We start from the raw sequence: 529 nt of genomic DNA, 5'->3' as shown, positions 1-529 counted from the left end.
CCCGTTCCCATACCGAACACGGAAGTTAAGCTCTCTAGCGCCGATGGTAGTTGGGACCTTGTCCCTGTGAGAGTAGGACGTTGCCAGGCAAAATGGAGGATTAGCTCAGCTGGGAGAGCACCTGCCTTACAAGCAGGGGGTCGGCGGTTCGATCCCGTCATCCTCCACCATTTATGTCGGAGGGGTAGCGAAGTGGCTAAACGCGGCGGACTGTAAATCCGCTCCTTCGGGTTCGGCAGTTCGAATCTGCCCCCCTCCACCATTCTTAATTAATGGGCTATAGCCAAGCGGTAAGGCAACGGACTTTGACTCCGTCATGCGCTGGTTCGAATCCAGCTAGCCCAGCCATTAAGAGCCATTAGCTCAGTTGGTAGAGCATCTGACTTTTAATCAGAGGGTCGAAGGTTCGAATCCTTCATGGCTCACCATTTTTAATAAAATATGCGGGTGTGGCGGAATTGGCAGACGCACCAGACTTAGGATCTGGCGCCTTTGGCGTGGGGGTTCGACTCCCTTCACCCGCACTTTT

The 529-nt window shown here is 53.9% G+C and carries 5 tRNA genes and 1 rRNA gene; all 6 read left to right on the top strand.

From position 1 onward, the window contains the following. Positions 1-89: ribosomal RNA gene (gene rrf, locus MR109_RS29660) — 5S ribosomal RNA — on the top strand; the annotation flags it as partial. A gap of 5 nt (positions 90-94) precedes the next feature. Further along, positions 95-170 (top strand) — tRNA-Val (locus MR109_RS29655). Between the two features lie 8 nt (positions 171-178). Continuing rightward, positions 179-262 (top strand) — tRNA-Tyr (locus MR109_RS29650). Positions 263-273: 11 nt separating this feature from the next. After that, a tRNA-Gln gene (locus MR109_RS29645) sits at positions 274-348 on the top strand. Positions 349-352: 4 nt separating this feature from the next. After that, positions 353-428 (top strand) — tRNA-Lys (locus MR109_RS29640). Positions 429-443: 15 nt separating this feature from the next. After that, a tRNA-Leu gene (locus MR109_RS29635) sits at positions 444-524 on the top strand. The last annotated feature ends 5 nt before the right edge of the window (positions 525-529 follow it).

It is taken from the genome of Bacillus cereus group sp. BfR-BA-01310 (genome assembly GCF_022664325.1).
Classification (GTDB): Bacteria; Bacillota; Bacilli; order Bacillales; family Bacillaceae_G; genus Bacillus_A; species Bacillus_A paramycoides.
Note: the sequence above shows the minus strand (reverse complement) of the source record. Positions and strands in the feature narration are given on the sequence as shown.